This window comes from Rugamonas sp. (assembly GCF_025354735.1).
Taxonomy (GTDB): domain Bacteria; phylum Pseudomonadota; class Gammaproteobacteria; order Burkholderiales; family Burkholderiaceae_D; genus Rugamonas.
Genome location: NZ_JANXMI010000072.1, coordinates 1 through 18,304, shown reverse-complemented (window position 1 = coordinate 18,304; position 18,304 = coordinate 1). Strand labels below are relative to the sequence as shown.

General features: G+C 65.2%; 20 protein-coding genes. 5 read left to right on the top strand and 15 right to left on the bottom strand.

All coding sequences use genetic code 11. The features are described from left to right. Window positions 1–1,704 (bottom strand): AAA family ATPase (locus tag Q0S71_RS06960; protein WP_295993300.1); only part of this gene is annotated, 1,704 nt, incomplete at its 3' end. Beyond that, window positions 1,701–2,003 (bottom strand): ATP-dependent Clp protease adapter ClpS, encoded by a 303-nt coding sequence (gene clpS / locus Q0S71_RS06955; protein ID WP_017876854.1) that lies wholly within the window; start codon window positions 2,001–2,003, stop codon window positions 1,701–1,703. The genes Q0S71_RS06960 and clpS, both read right to left, overlap by 4 nt. A gap of 324 nt (window positions 2,004–2,327) precedes the next feature. On the opposite strand from clpS, the gene Q0S71_RS06950 reads away from it, so the two are divergent. Beyond that, window positions 2,328–2,531 carry a cold-shock protein gene (locus Q0S71_RS06950; protein WP_010395943.1) on the top strand — a complete coding sequence of 68 codons (204 nt, stop codon included), beginning with the start codon at window positions 2,328–2,330 and terminating at the stop codon, window positions 2,529–2,531. A 106-nt stretch (window positions 2,532–2,637) separates the two neighbouring features. On the opposite strand, the gene icd is transcribed toward Q0S71_RS06950, so the two are convergent. Beyond that, on the bottom strand, window positions 2,638–3,891 hold the full coding sequence (gene icd / locus Q0S71_RS06945; protein WP_295993294.1) for an NADP-dependent isocitrate dehydrogenase: 1,254 nt from the start codon (window positions 3,889–3,891) through the stop codon (window positions 2,638–2,640). A gap of 222 nt (window positions 3,892–4,113) precedes the next feature. On the opposite strand from icd, the gene Q0S71_RS06940 reads away from it, so the two are divergent. The 3 genes from Q0S71_RS06940 (at window position 4,114) to Q0S71_RS06930 (ending at window position 6,504) form a co-directional block, all read left to right on the top strand. Further along, window positions 4,114–4,674: a pseudouridine synthase gene (locus Q0S71_RS06940; protein ID WP_295993289.1), complete on the top strand. Its 561-nt coding sequence runs from the start codon at window positions 4,114–4,116 to the stop codon at window positions 4,672–4,674. A gap of 148 nt (window positions 4,675–4,822) precedes the next feature. Further along, a complete protein-coding gene (locus Q0S71_RS06935) occupies window positions 4,823–6,154 on the top strand; it encodes an HD domain-containing phosphohydrolase (RefSeq protein WP_295993287.1) in 1,332 nt (443 codons plus the stop codon). A gap of 137 nt (window positions 6,155–6,291) precedes the next feature. Then, window positions 6,292–6,504, top strand: coding sequence for a hypothetical protein (locus Q0S71_RS06930; protein WP_295993284.1), 213 nt, complete (start codon window positions 6,292–6,294; stop codon window positions 6,502–6,504). A gap of 166 nt (window positions 6,505–6,670) precedes the next feature. Here the strand turns inward: Q0S71_RS06930 and rpsT are convergent, their stop codons facing one another. Next, the gene (rpsT, locus tag Q0S71_RS06925) at window positions 6,671–6,937 is read right to left on the bottom strand and encodes a 30S ribosomal protein S20 (protein ID WP_173592755.1); all 267 of its coding nucleotides are present in this window, start codon (window positions 6,935–6,937) and stop codon (window positions 6,671–6,673) included. Between the two features lie 285 nt (window positions 6,938–7,222). On the opposite strand from rpsT, the gene murJ reads away from it, so the two are divergent. Further along, on the top strand, window positions 7,223–8,761 hold the full coding sequence (gene murJ, locus Q0S71_RS06920) for a murein biosynthesis integral membrane protein MurJ (RefSeq protein WP_295993279.1): 1,539 nt from the start codon (window positions 7,223–7,225) through the stop codon (window positions 8,759–8,761). A 42-nt stretch (window positions 8,762–8,803) separates the two neighbouring features. Here murJ and Q0S71_RS06915 read toward each other — a convergent pair whose 3' ends face one another. The 11 genes from Q0S71_RS06915 to Q0S71_RS06865 all read right to left on the bottom strand — a co-directional run. Continuing rightward, complete coding sequence (locus Q0S71_RS06915; RefSeq protein ID WP_295993276.1) at window positions 8,804–9,361, bottom strand: FxDxF family PEP-CTERM protein; 558 nt, start codon at window positions 9,359–9,361, stop codon at window positions 8,804–8,806. 165 nt (window positions 9,362–9,526) lie between these two features. Further along, window positions 9,527–10,144 (bottom strand): type II secretion system protein, encoded by a 618-nt coding sequence (locus Q0S71_RS06910; RefSeq protein WP_295993272.1) that lies wholly within the window; start codon window positions 10,142–10,144, stop codon window positions 9,527–9,529. A gap of 16 nt (window positions 10,145–10,160) precedes the next feature. Continuing rightward, window positions 10,161–10,541, bottom strand: a complete 381-nt coding sequence (locus tag Q0S71_RS06905; RefSeq protein WP_295993267.1) for a type II secretion system protein — start codon at window positions 10,539–10,541, stop codon at window positions 10,161–10,163. Continuing rightward, complete coding sequence (locus Q0S71_RS06900) at window positions 10,535–11,005, bottom strand: type II secretion system protein (RefSeq protein WP_295993264.1); 471 nt, start codon at window positions 11,003–11,005, stop codon at window positions 10,535–10,537. Before Q0S71_RS06900 ends, Q0S71_RS06905 begins: the two co-directional genes overlap by 7 nt. Before the next feature lie 13 nt (window positions 11,006–11,018). After that, entirely contained in the window at window positions 11,019–13,097 is a 2,079-nt protein-coding gene (locus tag Q0S71_RS06895) for a secretin N-terminal domain-containing protein (protein WP_295993261.1), read from the bottom strand. Beyond that, the gene (locus Q0S71_RS06890) at window positions 13,097–13,672 is read right to left on the bottom strand and encodes a hypothetical protein (RefSeq protein ID WP_295993258.1); all 576 of its coding nucleotides are present in this window, start codon (window positions 13,670–13,672) and stop codon (window positions 13,097–13,099) included. The genes Q0S71_RS06895 and Q0S71_RS06890 overlap by 1 nt, the downstream gene beginning before the upstream one ends. Next, window positions 13,669–14,256 carry a hypothetical protein gene (locus Q0S71_RS06885; protein WP_295993256.1) on the bottom strand — a complete coding sequence of 196 codons (588 nt, stop codon included), beginning with the start codon at window positions 14,254–14,256 and terminating at the stop codon, window positions 13,669–13,671. The genes Q0S71_RS06890 and Q0S71_RS06885 overlap by 4 nt, the downstream gene beginning before the upstream one ends. Next, window positions 14,241–14,786, bottom strand: coding sequence for a PilN domain-containing protein (locus Q0S71_RS06880; RefSeq protein WP_295993253.1), 546 nt, complete (start codon window positions 14,784–14,786; stop codon window positions 14,241–14,243). The genes Q0S71_RS06885 and Q0S71_RS06880 overlap by 16 nt, the downstream gene beginning before the upstream one ends. Further along, window positions 14,783–15,631, bottom strand: a complete 849-nt coding sequence (locus tag Q0S71_RS06875) for a hypothetical protein (RefSeq protein ID WP_295993251.1) — start codon at window positions 15,629–15,631, stop codon at window positions 14,783–14,785. Before Q0S71_RS06875 ends, Q0S71_RS06880 begins: the two co-directional genes overlap by 4 nt. Beyond that, window positions 15,624–17,306, bottom strand: coding sequence for a GspE/PulE family protein (locus Q0S71_RS06870; protein ID WP_295993303.1), 1,683 nt, complete (start codon window positions 17,304–17,306; stop codon window positions 15,624–15,626). The genes Q0S71_RS06875 and Q0S71_RS06870 overlap by 8 nt, the downstream gene beginning before the upstream one ends. Before the next feature lie 86 nt (window positions 17,307–17,392). Next, window positions 17,393–18,304, bottom strand: a 912-nt coding sequence (locus Q0S71_RS06865; protein WP_295993248.1) for a type II secretion system F family protein, incomplete at its 5' end; no start/stop codon positions are given.

Here is an 18,304-nt window from a genome sequence, read left to right as displayed (position 1 = left end):
GTCGAGCAGCAGCACCGCATGCGGCTTCTTGGTGATCGCCTCGGTCAGCAGGCCGCCCTGGTCGAAACCGACGTAGCCCGGCGGCGCGCCGATCAGGCGCGACACGGCGTGACGCTCCATGTACTCGGACATGTCGAAACGGATCAGCTCGATGCCGAGGATGAAGGCCAGTTGCTTGGCCACCTCGGTCTTGCCGACGCCGGTCGGACCGGAGAACAGGAAGGAGCCGATCGGCTTGTCGGTCTTGCCCAAGCCGGCGCGCGCCATCTTGATCGCCGAGGCCAGCGCTTCGATGGCCGGCTCCTGGCCGAACACGACGTTGCGCAGGTCGCGGTCGATGGTCTGCAACTTGCTGCGGTCGTCCTGGTTGACGGTCTGCGGCGGGATGCGGGCGATCTTGGCGATGATGTCCTCGATCTCGGCCTTGCCTATGGTTTTCTTTTGCTTCGATTTCGGCAGGATGCGTTGCGCCGCACCGGCTTCGTCGATGACGTCGATGGCCTTGTCGGGCAGGTGGCGGTCGTTGATGAAGCGGGCCGCCAGCTCGGCCGCCGTCGACAGCGCCGACTGCGAATACTTGACGCCGTGGTGCTCTTCGAAACGCGACTTCAGGCCGCGCAGGATCTGCACGGTTTGCTCGACGGTCGGCTCGTTGACGTCCACTTTCTGGAAGCGGCGCGACAGCGCGTGGTCTTTTTCGAACACGCCGCGGAATTCCGTGTACGTGGTCGCGCCTATGCATTTCAACTGACCGTTGGCCAGCGCAGGCTTGAGCAGGTTGGACGCGTCCAGCGTGCCGCCCGAGGCCGAACCGGCGCCGATGATGGTGTGGATCTCATCGATGAACAGGATGCCGTTCGGGTTGTCCTTCAATTGCTTGAGGACGGCCTTGAGGCGCTGCTCGAAATCGCCGCGGTACTTGGTGCCGGCCAGCAAAGCGCCCATGTCCAGCGAGAACACGACGGCGTTCTGCAGGATTTCCGGGACGTCGCCCTGGGTGATGCGCCAGGCCAGGCCCTCGGCGATGGCGGTCTTGCCGACGCCGGCCTCGCCGACCAGCAGCGGATTGTTCTTGCGGCGGCGGCACAGGATCTGGATCACGCGGTCGACCTCATCCTCGCGCCCGATCAGCGGATCGATCTTGCCCTCGGCGGCCGACTTGTTCAGGTTTTGCGTGAACTGGTCGAGCGGGCTTTCCTTCTGCTGGCCTTCGCCGGGCGCGCCCTCCTCCACGCCTTCGGACGCTTTCGCGCCTTCGGCCTGCTGGTCCTTGCGCACGCCGTGCGAAATGAAGTTGACCACGTCGAGGCGGGTCACGCCCTGCTGGTGCAGGTAGTAGACCGCGTGCGAATCCTTCTCGCCGAAGATGGCCACCAGCACGTTGGCGCCGGTGACTTCCTTCTTGCCGTTCGAGGCCGACTGCACGTGCATGATCGCGCGCTGGATCACGCGCTGGAAACCCAGCGTCGGCTGCGTGTCGACCTCGCCCGTGCCGGGCACGGTCGGCGTGTTGTCGCCGATAAAATTGGTCAGGGTTTTACGCAGGTCTTCTATATTGACCGCGCAAGCACGCAACACTTCGGCCGCCGACGGATTGTCGAGCAGCGCCAGCAGTAGATGCTCCACCGTGATGAATTCGTGCCGTGCTTGTCGGGCTTCGACAAACGCCATATGCAAACTTACTTCTAATTCCTGCGCAATCATACTTCCTCCATCACGCACTGCAGGGGGTGGCCTGCCTTGCGCGCATGCGTTAAAACGAACTCGACTTTGGTACAGGCTATATCTTTGGAAAACACGCCGCACACCCCTTTGCCGTAGCGATGCACACTGAGCATAATCTGTGTGGCGGTTTCGCGGTCTTTGTTGAAATATTCCTGGATGACGGCGACCACGAATTCCATCGGGGTGTAGTCATCATTCAGCAGCGCCACCTGGTACAACGGTGGCGGCTTCAGCGTTTGCCGCTCCAAGAGGGTTTCGGTATCATGCTTGGTTGCCATACGCTTATATTCTAATGCTTTCAGAGTTGGTGCAATACGCCTTTGCGGGCGCATCTGGATTTGTGTTCCATCTTACGCGCTTTCGGGACTATGCGCAGATGGGCACCCAATTACCAAAATCAAGAGTTGCGTTTCCACCATTCGCCACAAAAGTAGCAAAATGCATACAAAAGCACTTGACTTTAAAAATTGATCCGCTAACAATGCGTTATCGACTCCGTGCAGAAATGTACTTGTTGATAAGAAGTGAGGCGTCGAGGAGGGGGCAAGAAGCTTCTTGCTTTTATGGCTCGTGTGATTCGTTTTTATTTGAAAGTTCTTTTTATGGCAACAGGTACAGTTAAGTGGTTCAATGATTCCAAAGGTTTTGGCTTCATCACTCCAGATGACGGCGGCGAGGACTTGTTCGCGCACTTCTCCGCAATCAACATGAACGGTTTCAAGACCCTCAAAGAAGGTCAAAAAGTTCAGTTCGAAGTCACGCAAGGCCCTAAAGGCAAGCAAGCTTCCAACATCCAGGCTGCCTAAGTTCAGCCTCGGAAGTGAAAAACCCCGCAGCGCGGGGTTTTTTTTCGTCTGCCGCTTTCATTTAGCGGCGCCGACCTGTTGTAATCGCGCCCAAGCGGCGCGCCGCTCACATCTGCGCGATCATCACATCGCCGAAACCGGAGCACGACACCTGGGTCGCGTCTTCCATCAGGCGGGCGAAGTCGTAGGTGACGTGCTTGGACGCTATCGATTTCTGCATCGCCGCGATCAGCAGGTCGGCCGCCTCGACCCAGCCCATGTGGCGCAACATCATTTCGGCCGACAGGATCAGCGAACCCGGATTCACATAGTCCTTGCCGGCGTACTTGGGCGAGGTGCCGTGGGTGGCCTCGAACATGGCGATCGAGTCGGACATATTGGCACCCGGCGCGATGCCGATGCCGCCGACCTGCGCCGCCAGCGCGTCGGAGATGTAGTCGCCGTTCAAGTTCATGGTGGCGATCACGCTGTATTCAACCGGACGCAGCAGGATCTGTTGCATGAACGCGTCGGCGATCGAATCCTTGATGATGATGTCGCGTCCGGTGTTAGGATTCTTGACCTTGCACCACGGGCCGCCGTCTATCAGCTCGCCGCCGAATTCCTTTTGCGCCAGCGCGTAAGCCCAGTCGCGGAAGCCGCCCTCGGTGTACTTCATGATATTGCCCTTGTGAACGATGGTCACGGAAGGCTTGTCATGGTCGATGGCGTACTGGATGGCCTTGCGCACCAGGCGCTCGGTGCCCTCGACGGACACCGGCTTGACGCCCAGCGCCGACGTGTCCGGGAAGCGGATCTTGTTGACGCCCAGCTCCTGGGCCAAAAAGGCGATCAGCCGCTTGGCGCCGTCGGAGCCGGCCTGCCATTCGATGCCGGCGTAGATATCTTCCGAGTTTTCGCGGAAGATGACCATATTGGTCTTGGTCGGGTCTTTCAGCGGCGAGGGTACGCCGGCGAAGTAGCGCACCGGGCGCAGGCAGACATACAGGTCCAGCTGCTGGCGCAGGGCCACGTTGAGCGAGCGGATGCCGCCGCCGACGGGCGTGGTCAGCGGCCCCTTGATCGAGACCACGTAGTCCTTCAGCGCCTGCAAGGTTTCTTCCGGCAGGCAGATGTCCGGGCCGTAGAGCGCGATCGCTTTTTCGCCGGCGAAGATTTCCATCCAGCTGATCTGGCGCCGGCCGCCGTAGGCCTTGGCCACCGCCGCATCGACCACCTTGAGCATCACCGGACTGATATCGATGCCGGTGCCGTCGCCTTCGATATAGGGAATGACCGGGTTATCTGGTACATTCAGGGAAAAATCGGCATTGACGGTGATTTTCTGGCCGCCCGCAGGGACTTTGATATATTGGTACATCGTGTTCTCCGAATGGATACCCCGCCAGCGGCCGCGCAATGCACGCCGCCAGGCTGGATCTGGAATCTGAAATCTGAATTAGTTAGCGCTTGCAAAAAACGTCCATTGTCTTCTATAAGACATAAGACTAATGTTTTGCATTATGCATGAGTATTTTAATAGGTGCCACGGTTTTGCGACGGCGGCCGGTCAGCCTACACCACATTTGATCTCTTTATAAGTATGTCTTTAATTCTATTTAACAAGCCTTTTCAAGTATTGTGCCAGTTTTCGCCGCAAGCCGAGCGGACCACGCTGGCCGACTACGTCAAGGTGCCCAATGTCTATCCGGCCGGCCGGCTCGACGCCGACAGCGAAGGCTTGCTGCTGCTGACCGACGACGGCAAGCTGCAACACGACATCGCCCATCCCGACCACAAGCAGCCCAAGACTTATCTGGTGCAGGTCGACGGCGTGCCCGACGCGGCCAGCCTGGCCCGGCTACAGGCACCGCTCAACCTGGGCGACTTCGTCACCAAGCCCTGCCACGCGGTGCGGATCGCCGCGCCGGACTGGCTGTGGCCGCGCGACCCGCCCATCCGCAGCCGCGCCGAGCAGCCCACCAGCTGGCTCGCCATCACTTTACAAGAAGGCAAGAACCGCCAGGTGCGGCGCATGACGGCGGCCGTCGGCCTGCCGACGCTGCGGCTGGTCCGCAGCGCCATCGGCGCCATTTCGCTGGCCAGCCACCCGCTGCTGCCGGGCGAATGGATGGCGGTGTCGGCGGCGGAACTGGGAAAATAAGGCCACGGGTCCGGCCAGCAACCATGGTGGTCGCCGTTTTGTTATATATTCAGAGTCAAAGTCAGCCAGACCCAGGCGCACGGCTGCACGGGCGCCCTTCCCTCAACCGATTTCGAGTGGAATTCCTATGCCGCCGCCAGAATCGCCCATGCCCGCCATGTCCGTCCCGCCCGCCGTGGCTGGCGCCGGCTTGGAGGAGAGTCCCTATTATTTGCAGGCCGTGGCGGCGCTGGCGCGCAGCCGCGCCGTCGTGGCCCAGGACGATATCTACAGCAGTCAGGGCATGAAGCTGGCGTCCAAGGGCGTGCAGGTGGGCCCGGCGCTGCTCGAGCGGCTGGCCCAGCACAAGCTGACGGCCCCGCTCGACGAGCTGCTGGCCAGCGAGCGCCCGATCAATTCGACCACGCTGGCGCTCGAAGCGTGCAAAATCATCGAACACGACCGCATTTACGCGCGCATGGTCAACCGCAGCGGCGACCCGCTGGCCGTCAAGCATGCGCTGGAAGCGCTCGCCATACCGCGCAAGCTGCTGCTGCGCCTGACGGTGATGCGCGAACAGCGCCGCGCGATATTCGACCACTCCTTGCGCACCGGCATAATCGCCTACACGCTGGCCCAATGCCTGGGCCTGCCCGCCGCCGAGCGCGACAAGCTGCTGATCGGCGCGCTGTGCCACGACGTCGGCGAAATGCACACCGACCCGGCTCTGCTCGAGCGCGGACACGCCATCACGCCGCAAGAGCGCCGCTACATCCACGTGCACCCGCTCAGCAGCTACGTGCTGCTGCGCGGCACGGAGGGCTTTCCGGCGGCGGCGGCGCTGGCCGTGCTGCATCACCACGAGCGGCTCGACGGCAGCGGCTACCCGCACGGCTTGCGCTGCGAGGCGATCTCGTCGCTGGGCAAGCTGATCGCCGTGGCCGACGTCGCCGAAACGGTGATACGGCGCTTCGACCTGCCGCGCCTGGACATGCTGGCCCGCTTGCACCACGGCCGCTTCGACCACGCCGCCGTCGACGCGCTGCGCGACCTGATCCGCGCCACCGAGAAGGATGCGCTCGGCACACCACAGGAACTGGTCAGCGGCGCCCAGTTGCAGCACCTGTCGCAATTGCTGCAAGGCTGGCTGCCGCTGCGGAGCTTGCTGATCGCGCAGATCGCGCCGCTGGCGCCGGAGCAATCGCCGCTGGCCTTTTTGTTCGAGCGCATGAGCACGATCCGCCAATTGATCGTGCGGGCCGGCTTCGATCCCGACCATGTCGGCGGCATGCTCGACATCGCGCGCGGCGATAGCGCCATCATGCTGGAACTGCGCTCCATGCTCGATGAAATGGAGTGGCTGTTGCTGGACCTGGCCCATGAAATCGACCGCCACGCGCCGGACCTGGGCAGCTTGCCGGCCAGGCCGCTATCACACTTGCTGCAACTGCTGCGTCCCGCGTGGAGCGGCCGCTGCGACGACGGCGCCGCGTTTATTTGATGCGGCGCAGCACGATATATTTCAAATTTATTTCAAGCTTGGGCGAAATACGTGTCAACGGACAATTTCGCGCCGGCGTTAAGGGAGCAGATTCACTTGAATCTCCGCTGTTTTCTTAACCGCCTAAGGAATCCAACATGTCCAAAATCATCGCCGCCCTCGTTGCATCCCTGTTCGCCGCTTCCGCTTTCGCTGCCGCGCCACCCGCTTCGGCTTCCGCTTCGGCCATGGCATCGGCTCCTATGGCATCGGCGGACGCTTCGGCTCCAGCGCCTAAAGCCAAGAAAATGAAAAAAGCCAAGAAGCCTATGGCATCGGCCTCGGCAGAAGCTTCGGCTCCAGCCAAGTAATCGAAGACGGCTTTATCGAGAAGGCAGGCGCGTCCTGCCTTTTTTCACGTCCGCGTTTTCGTCCGGACCGGTAAAAACCGCCGCCGCATGCGAAAAAACCCGCCATGACCTGAAGTCAGACGGGCTCTTGCTTGTTACCGGTTGCGGCCGCGGCCGCAAAGGACAATTAAGCGGACAGTGCTTTCAAAGCGGCTGCCAGACGGCTCTTATGGCGAGCTGCCTTGTTTTTGTGGATGATCTTCTTGTCGGCGATGCTGTCGATTTTCGACACCGATGCCTGGAAGATAGCAGTTGCTGCGGCCTTGTCGCCACCTTGGATCGCTTTACGAACAGCTTTGATAGCCGTGCGCAAGGTCGAACGCTGGGACGAGTTGTGTGCGTTTTGCTTGACTGCTTGACGAGCGCGCTTGCGCGCTTGTGCGGTATTTGCCATGGAATTTCCTAAAACAGGGTAAAGGTGCGTTTGCAAACATTATTGTTTGCCAAACAGGTGCGTTCAGTGCGTCTGCCGAACCATGTGAGCCAAACTACTGCCTGCCAAACATTAGTGTCTGCGTAACAGAATTCTGTACAGCCTGCGATTATAGCGATGTTTTTGGGCGGGAGCAATTCAAAGTTCAGAAAAGTGTTTTCAGCCCCGTGGGCGAAGCATTTTGACAACAGATAATCTTGGGGCAGCAGGCCGCCGCGCGGGAGGCGGCGGCTATAATCACGCCCCATGAACTTGCTCAAAACCCTAGCCGCCATCTCCAGCATGACCATGTTGTCGCGCGTCACCGGCCTGTTGCGCGACACGCTGATCGCCCGGGCCTTCGGCGCCAGCGCCTTCAACGATGCCTACATCGTCGCGTTCCGCATCCCCAACCTGTTCCGCCGCCTGCTGGCCGAGGGCGCGTTCTCGCAGGCCTTCGTGCCCATCTTGTCGGAATACCGCGGCAAACAGGGCCAGGAAGCGAGCAAGACGCTGGTCGACCACGTGGCCAACACGCTGGTGTGGTCGACGCTGGCCGTCACCGCCCTGGGCATCGTCGGCGCGCCGCTGCTGGTCCACCTGATCGGCTCCGGCCTGCAGGAGATCGATGCGACGATCTGGATGACCCGGCTCATGTTCCCCTATATCAGTTTCATGTCCTTCGTGGCGATGGCCGGCGGCATCCTCAACACCTGGCGCCAGTTCAAGATCCCGGCCTTCACGCCGGTGCTGCTGAACCTGTCGTCCATCGTCGCGTCGCTATTCCTGCAATCGCACCTGGAACACCCGATTTATGCGATGGCCATCGCCGTCTTCGTCGGCGGCGTGATGCAGGTGGCGATCCAGTTGCCGGCGCTCATCAAGATCGGCATGTTGCCACGGCTGTCGTGGAACCCGGCCGCCGGCCTGGGCGACCCCGGCGTGCGCCGCGTGCTGCGCAAGATGGGGCCGGCCGTGTTCGCCGTGTCGGCGGCGCAGATCAGCCTGATGATTAACACCAGCATCGCGTCGCGCCTGGTCGAGGGCAGCATTTCCTGGCTCACGTATGCGGACCGCCTGATGGAATTCCCCACCGCCCTGCTGGGCGTGGCGCTGGGCACGATTTTGCTGCCCGGCCTGTCCAAGGCCCAGGCCGACGGCGACCCGCGCGAATATTCGGCCCTGCTGGACTGGGGCCTGCGGCTGACGTTCTTGCTGGCCATGCCGGCCGCCGTCGGCATGGCGACGCTGGCCGAGCCGCTGATCGCCACCCTGTTCCACTACGGTAAATTCAGCGACGAGGCGGCGCGCATGTCGGCCCGGCCGCTGATCGCCTACAGCGTCGGCCTGCTGGGCATCATCCTGGTCAAGACGCTGGCGCCGGCCTTTTATGCGCGGCAAGATATCCGCACGCCGGTCAGGATCGCGATCGGCGTGCTGATCGCCACCCAGTTGATGAACTGGCTGTTCGTGCCGCACATCGCCGTGGCCGGGCTGGCGCTGTCGATCAGTCTGGGCGCCTGCATCAACGCCGGCTTCCTGTTTACCGGCCTGCGCCGGCGCGGCATCTACCACCCGCTGCCGGGCTGGCCACTGTTCCTGCTCAAGCTGGCGCTGGCCTGCGCCGCCATGGGCGCGGCCGCCTGGTTTAGCGCGGCCCAGGTCGACTGGCTGGCCATGCGGCAGCACGCCCTGCTGCGCATCGCTGCGCTGGTGGTGGTGATCGCGCTGTGCGGCGCCGTGTATTTCGGCGCGCTGCTGGCGATGGGCTTCCGCTTCCGCGACTTCAAACGCATCGCGCGCTGAAGCCCCTGGCGGCCGGCACACGCGCCGGCCGCTTTCCGTTTCTCAAGCCGACGCTTGCGCCTTGCGGCGCCGGAACAGGCCCATCATCGCCAGCCCGCCCGTCATGATGCTGAGCGTCGCCGGCACCGGCAAGGGATCGCCCGGCGGATCGCTGAGGCTGGCGGTGCCGGCATAGCGGCCGCCCAGCGCGCCGGTGACCTGGCCGTCGATTTCCAGCACATACGAACCTTGGTTCAGCGCCGTCAGCGAGAGCGCCCAGTTGTTGGTGGCGTCGCCCGCGCTCACGCCGGTGACGTAGGCGCCGGCGCCGGTGTACAAGTCGAAGCCGTTTATCGTCAGCGCGCTGGTCGAGACCTGGGTGGTGGCCTTGAAGCCGCCTTCGAAGTTGTTGGCGCCGATGGTGAAGGTGAACTCGTCGGAAAACCACAGGCCCGAATCGGCTTTCCGGTAGGTCTGGCTCAACTCGGCATCCACCCCGTCGGCGCTGAAATCGAGGACGTTGGTGTGCGTCGGCGCCAGCGACATGATGGGCAAGGCGCTGGCCCCCTGGCTAACGCAGGCGGCGGCGCCGATCAAAGCGGCGGTCCATGCTGACTTCATTTTCATGTGCATAACAGTCTCGCGCAGTTGAGGATGCCGTGCCGGCGTCCGGGGTGGAATGAGTAATTCGGACAGAAATAATATCATTATTAAATTATTAATAATTAAATAATGATCGCCGCTTGATGCGCACCAAGGAAGCAAGCAATAGCGCGGATGGGGAAGTTAATGCTGGTCCGGCTCCGGCGCTGGCGGCGCCTCCGGGGCCGCTGCGGGCGCGGCCGCGTCCGGCGGCGACGGTGGTGCCGGCAAGGGATTTTGCGCCCCGGCAGGCGTCGTCACCGGCGCCGTCACCTGGCCCGGCTGCGGCGCCCCGGCCGGCGCCGTCGTCACGCTCGTTCCGGTCATGGTGAAGCGCCAGTCCGACAGGTGGGCTTTGCCGTCGAAGGCCTTGTAGCGCGCCGGGAAATTGCCGATTTTGATGGGCTTGTCTTCCGACCGGCTGTAGACGCCGATCACGCCCGTCTCGCCGGCCAGATAGACCACGCCCCACTGCGTGGTCCCCGTCATCGGATCGACGAAGAGCTTGCGCAGGTGGCGGCGCACGCCCGGAAAGCGCGGGTCGCGCAGCAACTCGCGCAGCGACGGCGGCTGCGCCGGCTGGCCCGGCGGCGTCGCGCTGGCGTAGCTTTGCAGCGCGTCGCTGAACTGGGCGCCGATGTCGAGCAATTGCTGCTCGGCCTCGGCGCGCTGCATGACGGCGCCGGTTTTCAGCGTGGCCGCCGCGACCAGGCCGAGGATGGCCACCAGGATAATCAGGCTGACGTAGGTGAATCCACCCATGACGCCGCGCGCCGGCCTACCAGTCCGCATAAGGCTTGCCGCTGCGGTCGTTGCCCGGCGCGCCGCTCTTGATGCTGTAGACCGCGCCCTTGCTGCCGTCGTCGGGCGGCACGATGATCCAGCTGGCGCTGCTGTCGGTGATGGGATCGAGCGGCAGCGCGCGCAGGTATTTTTTCTCGACCAGCTGGTCCAGCGTGTCGGGATAGCGGCCCGTGTCGCCGTAAAACTGGTCGATCACGGCCCGCATATTGCGCAGGTTATCGGCCAGCACCACTTCCCTGGACTTGTCAATGCTGGGGAAATAGCGCGGCACGGCCAGCGTCAGCATCAGCGCGACGATGCCCAGCACCACCAGCAATTCGATCAGCGTAAAGCCGCGTGTTTTCATGGTCACCATTTCCGGTAGGGCTGGCCGTTCAAGCCCACTTTATCCGACAGCGGATAGACGTCGTAGACATCCTCGCCCTCCTTGGGCTCCTCGGCCTCGCTGGCGTAGCTGCGCCTGCCCCAGGTCTGGGCGTCGCTCAGCTGATCGTCGCCGTTGAAGGGCTCGCGCGGCACGCGGCGCAAAAAATAGATCTTGCTGCGCTTGGGCGTGCTCAGGTCGGGCACGCCCTCGACCAGCAGCTCCAGCGATTTCGGATAGCCCGTCAGCGCCGGCGTCTTGGCGATGCGGCCCTCGTCATAGGCGCGCTTGTAGGCGTCGATGGCGGAGCGGATCTCGCGCAGGTCGCGCCGCAGCTCCTGCTCGTTGCGGCGCTGTATCGTCACCTGCGCCACGGGAATCACCAGCGTGCCGAGCAGCGCCAGGATCGCCAGCGTCACCAGCAGCTCGATCAGCGTGAAACCGCGCCCGCGCATGGTCGGCCGTCCCTTACGGCCGCGGCGGCGTCGGCTGCGTGGCGTCGCTGGGCGGCGGCGAGGCCGACACGGAACCCAGGTTGGGCACCACCGGGCCGGCGGGCGGAGTGGGCGGGGCCGGCGGCGCGGGAGGCGGCAGATTCGGCAGCGCCGACGCCGGCATCGCGTCCGGCACGATGGCCGGCGCCTGCACCGTCATCGCCTGCGCCGGCAGGTTCGACGCCGGCGACGCCACCATCACCACGCCCGGCGGACGCGGAAGCTGGGCGCCCGGCAGCTGCGCCACGCCGCGCGCGCTCAGGTCGGGCTTGCGGCGGAAGCTGCTTTCGGTCCCGGCCGAAAACTCCGACGCCGACGCCTGCGGCCGCTGCACATTGCGGATCAGGTGCGGCGTAATCGACAGCACGATCTCGGTCTTCGAGAGATCGTCATGGGTGCTGCCGAACAGGCGGCCCAGCAAGGGCAGTTCGCCCACGCCCGGCACCTTGGCGCCGGTGCTGCGCTCCTCGTTGTTAATCAGGCCGGCCAGCACCTGGTTCTCGCCATCCTTCAATTGCAGCATGGTGCTGGCCTGGCGCGTGCCGATCTGGTAGGCGGTGGTGCCGGAGGCGGTCTTGATCTGGCTTACCAGGCTGCTGACCTCCAGCCCGATGCGGATCGCCACCTCGTTGTTCAGATAGATGGTCGGCTCGGCGTTGAGCGTCAGGCCGACGTCGATGTAACTGACCGACTCCGACGCGAAGCCGCCCGCGCCCGGCGAAATGGTGGTGGTGATGACCGGCACCTTGTCGCCGATGACCACCTTGGCCTTCTCGTGATTGCGCACGCGGATGCGCGGATTGGCCAGCAGGTTGGCGTCGGTATCGGTCTTGTTGGCGTTGATGGTGGCGCTGATGCCGCTGACGCCGATGGTGCGCTTATTCAAATTATATAAATCGTTGACCGTCAAACCGGTGCCGCCCGAGGTCGATAAGGGCGTCAGCGTCAAGCTGGTCGGCCAGGCCACGCCCAGGTCCATCACGCGGCTGCGGCTGACCTCCAGAATTTCCACGTCCAGCATCACCTCGGATTCCGGCACGTCCTGCAAGGCCACCAGGCGCTCGGCCAGGCGGATCGCCTCCGGGCTGTCGCGCACGATCAGCAGATTGAGTTTTTCATCGACCACCACGTCGCGCGATTTCAAAATCGTCTTCAGCGTATTGGCGACCAGCTTGGCGTCCGCGTTGGCGAGATAAAAGGTCTTGACCACCATCTCCTGATATTCCTTCAGCTTGGCCGCCACGTTCGGGAAGATCAAGATCGTATTGCTGTCCATGACCTGCGATTCGAGCTGGTTGGTCATCAGTAGAAAATAAATCGCCGATTCGACGGTGCTGTTGCGCAGATAGATCGACGCTTTCTGATCGGTCTTGACGTCCTTATCGAACACGAAATTCAAGCCGGAGCGGCGCGAGATCAGCTCGAACACCTGCTTCAACGGCGCGTCGCGAAACTCGATCGTGATCGGCTGCTTGTAGACTTTCGCCAGCCCGCCGTCGGCCGCCGGCGCGCTGGTTTTTTCCATCACCTCGCGCAGCATCGCGCGCGCGCGTTCGTGGTCGGGACGCTCGACCAGCAGCGCGTTCAAATCCTGCCTGGCCTGTTCGTATTCGTTCTTGTCGACGTGGGCGGCGGCGCTGGCCAGCAGCGCGGCCTGATGCGCGCCCTGCTCCATCGCCCGCAGATCGCCGCGGGCCCGCTCGTTGGCCGGATCGAGCGCCAGCACGCGCCGGAAATCGAGCAGCGCCAGGTCGGCGTCGCCGTCGGCCTGCGCGCGTTCGCCTTGCTCCAGAAAACGCGTGGTGGCGTGGTCGCGCGCCGTCAGATAGGCGGCGCGATATTGCGCGTTGCCCGGATCGGCGGCGACCGCCTCCTGCAATTTCACCAGGCCCGCTTCGACCTTGTCCTGGGCCACCAGGCTGCTGCCCTCGCGATACGCCATCTGCGCGGCGCAGCCGCCCAGGGTCAACACGGCCAGCGCGGCCACCGGCAAGGCCAGAGTGCGGGTCCAGACGCGCCAGCGGCGGCCACGGTAATGCGGATGACTAGGCATCAGTCGAGAACTCCAATGTTAAGCTGTTGTACCTGATTCAAAGGCAGGTAAGTCAGGGACATGAATGGCGGCGCGATGCTGTCGACGCGGTAGGCGCTATCGATCACCGTCTTGGTCCGCACCACATAGGTTTTATCGCCGCGCGCCAGGAACACTTCCCATGCGCCGTCGGCGGCGGCCTTGCCGATAAAGGTGAACGGCAGCGGCGGCGCCATCGGCGGCGGCGGTGGCGGCGGCTTCGGCGCGGCCGTCGGCTTGGGCGGCGGCGGATTCCAGTTCTGGCTCAGGAACACGCCTTCGTTGGCGCCGAAAGTGGCGTCGCCGGCCGCGCCGATCAGGGCGCCGCGCGCTTGCAGCGGCAGGATGACCACGGCCGCCGGCGCGGGGGCCTTGTCGGCGCGCGCGCGCGATGCCGGCGCCGATGTCGATGTCGATCCTGATGCCGCTGCCGCTGCCGATCCACCGCCGCGCACCACCGCTTCGGCCACGTCGGCCGCCGGTGTGCGGTCGCCGAACAGCGCCAGTCCCGCCGCACCGGCCAGCGCCAGCGCCATCGCGATCTGATACGGCTTCATGGCGCCACCACCGGTTCCGCGTCCTTCAGATACAGCGTGAAGCGCACGCGCGCCTCAACGGCGGCATCGGCGATGGCGTCGCGCCGGAAGCTGACTTCATCGAGCGCCGCGAACGGCACCGCGCGCAGCGCCAGCAGGCTGAATTGCCAGATCGATTGATACGGCCCCTTGACCGGCAAATTGATGCGATAGGTGCTGACGCGGCTCGCCTTGTCGTAGCCGAACTGGTACTCGCCCTGGTTCAGGGTCAGCCCGGTTTTCGCGGCTAGGTCGAACAGCACCTTCACCTGCTGCTCGGCGTAGCGCTTCTCGCCCAGCACATCGTAAAAGCCGGCCAGGTTTTGATCGGAAGTCGGCGGCGGCGCCGCCGCGACCAGCGTCGCCGGCGCGGGCGCGGGCGCCGGCAAAGGCTGCGCCGTCAAGCGCGCCTGCGCCGCGCGCTGCGGCAGCAGCCAGGCCCACGCACCGGCGCCGAGCACGCACAGGACGATGGCGATGCCGGCCCCCATGCCACCACGCGCCAGCGCCAGCCGCGCGTGCAGCAACCACGCCGACAACTGCGCGCCGTTCATCGCCCCACCCATACGGCTTCAAGGTCGAAGCGCAGCGGACGATTCGGATCCTGTTCGTTGATTTCGTGCCGCGTCAACACCACGCTGCTGAATAATTCCTGCTGTTTCAGTTGTTCGATATAGGCCACCATGTCGTCGGCGTTACGGGCTTCGGCGCTCAGCTTGAGCAACTGCTTGCGGGCGTCGGGCTCCAGCGCCAGCAAGGCGACGTTGGGCGGCGTGGCGGCGGCGACGGCGTCCTGCAAATCGCGCCACGGCAAATTGAGCTGCATGATGGCCGCGTTGACGAAGGCCGCCTGCGGCGCCGGAATCGGCGCGGCGATCGCGGTGGCCGGCGCCGCCAGCCGCGTGGCCAGGCGCTCGCGCTGATGCTGCAACTGGTGTTCGCGCGCGCGCTGCTGTTGCAGCAACTGCCAGCCGCCCAGCGCCGCGCCTGCGCACAGCAGCAGGCCGGCCGCGCCGGCGGTCAGCACCAGGGGATGCAGGTGGAACAAGGCGCGCCGCCAGGTGCGGGCGGCGAAATCGATGCGCAAGGACTTCATGCGCCGCTCCCGCCGCGCGCCAGGCTGGCGATGCTGGACCAGTCGGCGTCCAGAGCCGGCGCCGGCTCCAGCGCGACGCACGCGATATGCGCCGCGTTCGATGGCGGCGCGGTCCACGCGGCCGGCACGGTGCCGCACAATTGCAGCAGCGACGGCGCGTCTAGGCCGAGCAGCAGCGCTTCGCGCGTGAGCATCTGCGTGATCCAGTAATGGTCGGCGCCGTGCGGCACGGCCAGCGCCCGCACCGCGCGCAGCCTTTTGTCCTGCAGCGCGCCCAGCGTCAGCAGATTGTCGTGCGCGAGGCCGAACCAGGCGCCCGCTTTGAGGCCGCCACGCCAGCGGTTCCACGCGCCGACGAAATGCGGCGCGATGCCGACGATGGCCAGTTTGTGTTCGGCCGCGACCTGCTCCAGCGCGGCCAGCAGCGCGCGCGGCGCGGCGGCGGCGAAGAAGGGATAGCGGCTGTCCCACTCGGCCATCAGGCGCCACGCCGACGGCGATTCGCCGTACAGCGTCTGGAAGCGCAGCGCGGCCGCCGCCTCGATGTCGGACAAGCGCGTCGCGCCCTGCGGCGGCGCGACCTGCCACAGGCGCGTCAACTCGTCGGCCAGCACGATGTCGAGCGGCCAGCCGGCCAGCGCCGCGCCGGGCACGCGGCCCAGCATCTCGCGCAGCGCGCCGGCGATGGCGTCGGGCGGCGCCGCGCCGGCCGGCGAAAACGCGTGTTCGGCCAGCAGCGTCGGCGTCCGGCCGGCCCCGGCCCAGCGCCAGCGGCCCACGCGCACCAGGCTGACCGCGTGCGCCGACACGCCCAGGCGCAATGACTGTCCCGGCGCCCTACGCATGCAAGGTCACCCGCTTGATTTCGGCCAGCGTGGTGCCGCCGCGCTTGACCAGTTCCAGCGCGGCCAGACGCAGGCTGCGCGTGCCGTTGTCGTAGGCGGCCTGCTTGATCTGGCGGATCGGCCGCTTGTCGACGATCAGTTCGCGGATCTCGTCGTTGAGCGTGAGGATTTCGGCGATCGAACGGCGGCCCTTGTAGCCGGTGCCGCGGCAGTCGCCGCAGCCCTTGCCCTGCATGAACTGGAAATCGTAGACGTCGATGCGGTTCAGGCCCACGCTGGCCAGCTCCTGGTCGTCCGGCGTGTACTGCGCCGCGCAGTGCGGGCAGTTGATGCGCACCAGCCGCTGCGCCCAGATGCCGTTGAGCGCCGACACGAAGGCATAGGGATCGATGCCCATGTGGGTGAAGCGGCCGAACACGTCGAACACATTATTGGCGTGCACGGTGGTGAGCACCAGGTGGCCGGTCAGCGCCGACTGCACGGCGATTTCGGCGGTCTCGCGGTCGCGGATTTCGCCGACCATGATCTTGTCCGGGTCGTGCCGCAAGATCGAGCGCAGGCCCTTGGCGAAGGTCAGGCCCTTTTTTTCGTTGACCGGTATTTGCAGTATGCCGGGCAGCTGGTATTCGACCGGGTCTTCGATGGTGATGATTTTTTCGCGGCCGTTGTGGATCTCGGTCAGCGCCGCGTACAACGTCGTCGTCTTGCCGGAGCCGGTGGGCCCGGTCACCAGCAGCATGCCGTAGGCTTCCTGCGCCAGCACGCGCAGCGTCGCCAGCGACGGCGCGTCGAAGCCCAGCGCTTCGAGCGTCAGCGCACCGTAGGCCTCGATCATGGCGCGCTTGTCGAGGATACGGATGACCGCATCCTCGCCGTGGATGCTGGGCATGATGGAGACGCGCAGGTCGATGTCGCGCCCGCCCGCCTCGACGCGGAAGCTGCCGTCCTGCGGCACGCGGCGTTCGGCGATATCGAGTTCGGCCAGCACTTTCAGGCGCGAGATGATTTGCTCGGCGACGTCGATGCCGTTGACGGCGGTGGCGTGATCGAGCACGCCGTCGACGCGGTATTTGACGGCCAGGCCGCCGGCCGTGCTTTCGAGGTGGATGTCGGAGGCGCCGGCCTTCAACGCATCGTACAGCGTCGAGTTGACCAGGCGGACCGCCGGACTGGCCGCCGCCGACACCGACGCGAACGACAGCACGGCGGCGGCGCTCTTGCCGTCGCGCCGGCCCTCGCCGGAGCCGGGCAGCAGCGTGTCGGTGGCGCGCGCCGACTCTTCCTGCTTCGACAAATAAGCCTGGATGTCGGCCTGCAGCGCCAGGCGCATGGCCAGCGGCGCGTGCGGCGTGGCCTGCGCGCGCGTCGACAGCCAGGTTTGCAGATCGAGGTCGAAGGGGTCGGCGATCACACCGACGACGGCGCCGTCGTGCGCGCGCAGCAGCACCGCGTGGCGCGTCAAGGCCTGCGACAGCGGCAGCAAATCCCAGGCCGGCGTGAAGGCCAGCATGTCGACCGTCTCCAGCACCGCCAAGCCGAAGGGCTGGGCCAGCGCCCGCACCACCAGGCGCGGTTCCAGCCCGCTCAGCGCGGCCAGCTCCTCGACCAGCGTGCGCTTCGATTGCTGGCGCAGCGCGCGGGCGCGCGTCATCAGCGCGGCGTCGATGGCGGGCATGGCCGGCGCCAGCGGCGCGGCGGCGTTGAGAGGCGCGGCGGTACTGATAGGCGCAGCGGCGCCCGGCGCAACGGCGCCCGACGCGTTCACGACATGTCTCCGGCCAGATCGAAGATCGGCATGTACAGCAGCACCACGATGCCGCCGACGACCAGGCCGATGGCGGCCATCAGCAGCGGCTCGAAGGTGCGGGTGAAGCGGTCGATCCAGCGCGTGATTTCACCGTCGTAGAACGCGGCCGACTGGGTCAGCATCGGCCCCATGTCGCCGGTGCGTTCGCCCACGCGCAGCATGCGCAGCGAGATCGGCGTCGTCAGGCCGTTGGTCTCGAAAGCGGTCGACAGCGGCAGGCCCGATTCGATGGCGCCGCGCGCGGCCCGCAAGCCGCTTTTGATATTCGCCGAGACCATGCCCTGCACGGTGTCGATGGCGTGCACGATGGTGATGCCGCCCTCGGTCAGCATGCCCAGCGTCAGATATAAGCGCGACAGTTCGTAGATGCGGACCCGCTCGCCGATCCCGGGCAGCTTGCCGAACACGCGGCCGAAGCCGCCGTTGCCGCCGAGGCGGCGCGCCAGCAGCACCAGCGACGACGCCAGCGCGGCCACGCCGCCGACCAGCAGCGCCGTGTGGGCGCCGGCGAACTGGCCCCAGTTCAGCATCTGCTGCGACAGCCACGGCAGGTTGCGGCCCGCGCCCTGGTACACCTCGGCGAAGCGCGGCACCACGTAGCCGATCAGGAACATGCTGACGCCGCCGCCGACCAGCAGCAGGATGCAGGGGTAAATCGCGGCCGACACCAGCCGTCCGCGCACCAGGTCGATGCGCTGCTGGTAGTCGATGAAGCGTTCGAGCGAGCGTGGCAGGTCGGAGGTGCCCTCGGCCGCGCGCACGATGCCGATGTAAAGCGGCGGGAACAGGTCGGACTGCTCGGCGAGCACACCCGAGAAGCGTTTGCCTTCGCGCAGGCCGGCGAGCAGGCGTTCGAGCACGCCGCG

Excerpts from the sequence above, each read along its gene's own strand:
- clpS (WP_017876854.1), bottom strand. The coding sequence starts at position 2,003 with ATGGCAACCAAGCATGATACCGAAACCCTCTTGGAGCGGCAAACGCTG.
- Q0S71_RS06950 (WP_010395943.1), top strand. The coding sequence starts at position 2,328 with ATGGCAACAGGTACAGTTAAGTGGTTCAATGATTCCAAAGGTTTTGGC.
- icd (WP_295993294.1), bottom strand. The coding sequence starts at position 3,891 with ATGTACCAATATATCAAAGTCCCTGCGGGCGGCCAGAAAATCACCGTC.
- Q0S71_RS06940 (WP_295993289.1), top strand. The coding sequence starts at position 4,114 with ATGTCTTTAATTCTATTTAACAAGCCTTTTCAAGTATTGTGCCAGTTT.
- Q0S71_RS06935 (WP_295993287.1), top strand. The coding sequence starts at position 4,823 with ATGCCCGCCATGTCCGTCCCGCCCGCCGTGGCTGGCGCCGGCTTGGAG.
- Q0S71_RS06930 (WP_295993284.1), top strand. The coding sequence starts at position 6,292 with ATGTCCAAAATCATCGCCGCCCTCGTTGCATCCCTGTTCGCCGCTTCC.
- rpsT (WP_173592755.1), bottom strand. The coding sequence starts at position 6,937 with ATGGCAAATACCGCACAAGCGCGCAAGCGCGCTCGTCAAGCAGTCAAG.
- murJ (WP_295993279.1), top strand. The coding sequence starts at position 7,223 with ATGAACTTGCTCAAAACCCTAGCCGCCATCTCCAGCATGACCATGTTG.
- Q0S71_RS06915 (WP_295993276.1), bottom strand. The coding sequence starts at position 9,361 with ATGAAGTCAGCATGGACCGCCGCTTTGATCGGCGCCGCCGCCTGCGTT.
- Q0S71_RS06910 (WP_295993272.1), bottom strand. The coding sequence starts at position 10,144 with ATGGGTGGATTCACCTACGTCAGCCTGATTATCCTGGTGGCCATCCTC.
- Q0S71_RS06905 (WP_295993267.1), bottom strand. The coding sequence starts at position 10,541 with ATGGTGACCATGAAAACACGCGGCTTTACGCTGATCGAATTGCTGGTG.
- Q0S71_RS06900 (WP_295993264.1), bottom strand. The coding sequence starts at position 11,005 with ATGCGCGGGCGCGGTTTCACGCTGATCGAGCTGCTGGTGACGCTGGCG.
- Q0S71_RS06895 (WP_295993261.1), bottom strand. The coding sequence starts at position 13,097 with ATGCCTAGTCATCCGCATTACCGTGGCCGCCGCTGGCGCGTCTGGACC.
- Q0S71_RS06890 (WP_295993258.1), bottom strand. The coding sequence starts at position 13,672 with ATGAAGCCGTATCAGATCGCGATGGCGCTGGCGCTGGCCGGTGCGGCG.
- Q0S71_RS06885 (WP_295993256.1), bottom strand. The coding sequence starts at position 14,256 with ATGGGTGGGGCGATGAACGGCGCGCAGTTGTCGGCGTGGTTGCTGCAC.
- Q0S71_RS06880 (WP_295993253.1), bottom strand. The coding sequence starts at position 14,786 with ATGAAGTCCTTGCGCATCGATTTCGCCGCCCGCACCTGGCGGCGCGCC.
- Q0S71_RS06875 (WP_295993251.1), bottom strand. The coding sequence starts at position 15,631 with ATGCGTAGGGCGCCGGGACAGTCATTGCGCCTGGGCGTGTCGGCGCAC.
- Q0S71_RS06870 (WP_295993303.1), bottom strand. The coding sequence starts at position 17,306 with ATGCCCGCCATCGACGCCGCGCTGATGACGCGCGCCCGCGCGCTGCGC.